Below are 4,674 nucleotides of genomic sequence, written 5' to 3' on the forward strand. Positions count from 1 at the left end.
GATGGTGTCAAATCATATTCGGCAACGATTTCACTACGTGATTTACCATGTTGATAAAGACTGACCATTTGCTGTTTAAAATCATCTGTGAATGTTCGTCTTTTGCGTTTAATCTTATTCATATTTGTTCCTTTTTTAGTTGTGATAAGTTTACCTTACCTTACCCCTTAAAAAAGTTGTATGAATTAGTGTAGCCGATCCACGCTAATGTTTATTAGGGTAAGGGTGCCTAATATACCGCTCACCGCAAGATTGATACCAAAAGTTATTTTTCCCGTTTTGACGTTTTGATTAGCGGTTTGTAAGTCTATCTCATTATAGATACGTTCTAATTCATGTTGCGCTATGTCTATTATGCCTCCTGCTTTTGATATTTTTTCGTTTATTTTAGCTTTAGCTCGCTCTAGGGCTTTATCACTGATTTTGCGTAATTTATCAGTGATTGACGCTTTGCCTTGATTGACTTTTTCTATGTTTTCAAGCAGTGTTTTTTGTTTATGGATTAATTTGAAATAATCTTTATACTTTTGCTCCATAAATTGTTTTAAGCTGTATGGGCTTAATGTGCCATTAGTGCCGTTGATAAAGTCAACAAACAAGGCTTTACTGGCTTTATCAGGAAAGCACAGAGTAAATTTCGCTTTTTGCATTTTGCCCAAGTCTGTTTTAATTGGCTTTTCATCAATATCAAAACTTTCTAAAAAGGCAAGCTCGTGCGGGTGATAGACACCACGATGATAAAAACCGCGATGCATTTGGGTTAATAGATTTTGAATTTTTACGATATTTTCTGGTCTAATCTGCACGTTTATTTCAACCGGTAGTGCCCCTAGTCTGGCAAGTTCATCAAATGCATTAAGCCGCATCCAGTGCGATTTTATCGGTTTAAGTAAGGTGTCTTTAGCCAGTGTTGCCTGTTTTTTGAGTGCCGTGCGGTTAAGTAAACTTTCACTATATTTGGTTGATGCGTGAGTTTGTTGTGTTGAATTAGCAAGGTTTGATAATTCTTTATTTACTGCTTCAAGGCTTTTATTCAATTCCTTATTCTTAGTTTCATAAGCTTTTTTTTCGCGCCTGAGTTTTTCTTGTGCTACGGGATCACTCACTGGAATTTGTTTTTTTTGTTGTTCAAGCTCGTCAATTTTTTGTTTATTTTGTTCAATTTTAGCTTCTAGCTCGGCTTTGTTTTTTTCTAATACACTTTTTTTATCGTTTAGATCTTTATCCCCCTTTTTTTCTGCAATTGTTGTAGAAACTGTACCAATAAACTCCGTTGCTTTTGATAACCAATCCTTTGGTGTTATCAATTCGTTAGTTTTTAAGTCTACATAGACCTTTTCGTCACGATCTATTCCTTTAGAGTTGTTATATTCGGTGATGTAATAGATACTTTCAGGATTACTGAGCAGCTCATCCCATAGGGCACTGTCTTGATCGAGTTTAATTTCGGAATGAGTGGTATCGACTAAAATAGATCCAATTTCTGATGCGTGCGCCAATCGCGTCGTTTCGGTGCTAAAATCAAATTCACGTTGCCAAAAATGATTGGTGTTAACGCTTTTGGGTTTGGTTTTGCTAAATTGCGAGACAATGCCTTGTTTACCAAATAACCAACGCAAATAGGTAAAGTAGTCCTGCGACCACTCTTTATGATAATCAACTACTTCTTTATAGGCTGTTTCTAATTTCCCTTTGAAGGTATCAACTTTACCTTGATCTACACAGCTATCAAAATCATTCAGTACTTTGGTTTTATCTTCGCTCAATTTGCCGATTTTTTGGTGCATTCTCGCAGATGTTGGAATACCATTATAGCCGATGGTGTCATTGCCTGAATTTTTTACTTTTTTTATTTCTTCTTTTACGCGAGCGATTTCACGATCAAACGAAGTTACAATTGAAGTTCGGTACTGCTCCATTAACTGTAAAATTACCCGCTTTTTAAACATTACTGGTTGATAATAATTAAATTGATTTTTCAATACTGGGTTGATCGTCTGGATCATGTTTTTTGCTCGTTGTTCATAGATTTTGGTTGCTTTATCTAAATCGTCAAAACCATCGATTAATTCTTCTGCTAAATTCACTTCATCTGTGGTTAATGGTTTTTCGTTAAACATATGCAGGTGCGATACCCGTTGCGAGTTAAGCTCTTCGGCGATACCGAAGGTGTCTTCTAGTACTACACCACAAGATATTGGCCTATTGCCCTGATATAGAAGGTTTGCGTGATTGGCAAATTTTTGCCTTTGGCTTTTTAAGCTGGTAAAGGGATGTGCTGATTTGAAATTCTCCAGACCTCGCTCTCCAAAACGAAACTCAAGCACTTTGCTTTTATCATTATCATCATGTTCATGACTATAACCAAAAATATCTTTAAACGGTACCGCTCGTTTGCCCGTTGCCTCAGACGGTGAGTCTTTGAGTTTTTGTATATCAATTTTGGTAAAACGCGATAACACTTGGCTATCTTGTTCTTTTAGGTAATCGTCAAGGGTCTTTTTAGGCCAAGGTTGTGAAGAATAAGCCACCCAAGCTTGCGTAAAGTCCTTATTATTAAGATTAATAAACGAGGCTGGAATGGTGTGGCAAGCATCTTTACACGCTTTTGATATGGGTCTTGGCTCGGTATTAGTTAGTTCAAGGAAGTTTTTTAATCTTAGTGCGCCGTCAATGCATTCATACACATGAAGTATTCGGCTCTCAATATCATCACCTTGTTGTTGCATCACATAGACATAACCGTTACGCAAAGTGCGAAGTACATAGTCATAATATTTTAATGCTTCATCTGGCATGCGTTGTTTAAAATCTAATGTTTTAGTATAATTCGCCAGTTCTTGATAAGTCTGGTTAACCTGTTTAATTTTATTGAATTTTGTTTTTATCACGGCTTGACGCAGTAAAAAGACTGGTAATCCTGTTCGTTCACAGGCAAGGCAATGACCTGCTGCTTCATCTTTATTTTCTATGGCGGTGTTTGCTGTTTTTTTCATCTTACACTCTTTAATGCTTGTCTTATTCGTTAATAGAAAGTAATTGGCTTTCAAGGTTAATATTGGCGTCAATAATGTGTTTTGACAATGTGCTCGGTGCTTTTTGCGCTTTGGCAATTTGTTCAAGCACGTTAGGATGCTGAGTAAAAGCGGTTTGGTACCTTAAGCCATTTAATCCCCAAAATAAGATATCGGTAGCTTCAGTTAAACCTAATTGATAAGCTTGCTCAACCAGTTGCGTTGATTGCAAAATGACTTGGTTATGGAGTGGTAAATTTTTTTGCTCATCAAATTGCGTTCGATTATTTGCCCATGCCTTAACAAGGGTTCGAATCATTCTCAGTTTTTTTAAGCGCTGACAATACTGAGTGCTCCAACGGTCTGGCGTTTCAAGTTCACTATCGGCCGTGAAACGAATAAACTGCCCAGCATAAATGGATGGGTAATAATAGTTTTCAATTGGAGCAAATTGCGATTTTAGCCATGCGGTGTCTTGGTTGGTAGCAACTTCGTGCAAAAATTGCATACGAAACGGTTCAAAGAAAGGATAATAAGGCTGTTGCAATATTTTAGCGATGTTATTACCTATAGCTATCAGCTGTTTTGCCAATATTGACGGTTTAAGGGGGCTAACAATATAAGCGCAAATATAACGCTTTGACCAAAAACATTCGATTTCGGCCTGTTTACCAATTTCATCAAGGATGGGACTGTCTAAAAATTCATTGGGCTCTGCCAGTTTAATCAGTGTTGGGCATATGCTTGGATCATAATCTAAATCGGTACGTAATACCTGAGTGAGTTTATGTTCACCAAATAGTTTGTCTTCACCAAATTGATTCACTAATGAGTCGTGTGACAATGGGTTTATTGAATTAAGTGCCACTAAATTATCGACTAGTAAATAGCGATATTTGTTAAAGTTATTTTGATTATTTAATTCAGTAATCATTTTTAATCCGTTTCTGCGCAGCGTTTTACATTCAGTTCACTTGAATTTAATCTAATTGTTTTAGATTGGGTTGCCGGTCCCATCTTTTGCAATACATTACATTTAAGATAGATATTATCCTGTGTGCCAAGTTCGATGCCTTCGCTGCTGATTTTGATATAAGAGCCACCGCAGATAAGGGTGAGATTGTCTTTGGCGGTAATGGTAACTTTGCCATCCACACTATCAACTTTAACATCTTGCTTGGCAGCCATATTAAGGTTAGCATTTTGGGCTTGCACCTCGATATCGCCTTGGTTGGCAAATAGTTTCATCCCTGATTTTTGGGCAAATAAACCAAGCGCTTCAGCCGATGATAGGGTGATATTTTTTAAGGCGTTGATATCGGTTTGGTTTTCACTGGTTAAGGTTAGGCAGTTAGCTGTCGATAGTTGGATATTTTCAGGGCTAGTTAGGGCGATGCCTTCTTGCGCATAGGCTAAAATGCCACTTTGGGTTAGCTGAGTTAAGTTGGCTTTAAGTTGGTCTTGGCTGTCGGTATCGGCGCTGTGCGCTTCGGACTGGGTGGCGGCATTTTGTAGCGCTTTAGCAATGGAGAGGGCATTCTCAATTTGGGCAATGGCCGCTTGCATATCAAGCTGTTTACCTTGCGCTTTGGGCTGGGTTTGGGTGGTTAGGTATAAGCCTCTATTGGCGGCAATCGCACCCCATTCATCGGTGCGTAGT

At 38.0% G+C, this 4,674-nt stretch carries 4 protein-coding genes; all 4 read right to left on the reverse strand.

Translation table 11 applies throughout. The features are described from left to right. On the reverse strand, nucleotides 1–122 hold a 122-nt coding region (locus B9N71_RS12800; RefSeq protein ID WP_143422065.1), incomplete at its 3' end, for a transposase. Between the two features lie 63 nt (nucleotides 123–185). Beyond that, complete coding sequence (locus B9N71_RS06270; RefSeq protein WP_085164876.1) at nucleotides 186–2,996, reverse strand: toxin VasX; 2,811 nt, start codon at nucleotides 2,994–2,996, stop codon at nucleotides 186–188. Between the two features lie 22 nt (nucleotides 2,997–3,018). Then, nucleotides 3,019–3,948, reverse strand: a complete 930-nt coding sequence (locus B9N71_RS06275; protein ID WP_085164878.1) for a hypothetical protein — start codon at nucleotides 3,946–3,948, stop codon at nucleotides 3,019–3,021. A gap of 2 nt (nucleotides 3,949–3,950) precedes the next feature. After that, nucleotides 3,951–4,674: DUF2345 domain-containing protein (locus tag B9N71_RS06280; RefSeq protein ID WP_143422067.1), on the reverse strand; the 724-nt coding region annotated here is incomplete at its 5' end.

The organism is Gilliamella bombi, assembly GCF_900103255.1.
Lineage (GTDB): Bacteria > Pseudomonadota > Gammaproteobacteria > Enterobacterales > Orbaceae > Gilliamella > Gilliamella bombi.

Bases quoted from the DNA above. Each gene is read 5' to 3' on its own strand.
- B9N71_RS06270 (WP_085164876.1), bottom strand. From the start codon at position 2,996: ATGAAAAAAACAGCAAACACCGCCATAGAAAATAAAGATGAAGCAGCA.
- B9N71_RS06275 (WP_085164878.1), bottom strand. From the start codon at position 3,948: ATGATTACTGAATTAAATAATCAAAATAACTTTAACAAATATCGCTAT.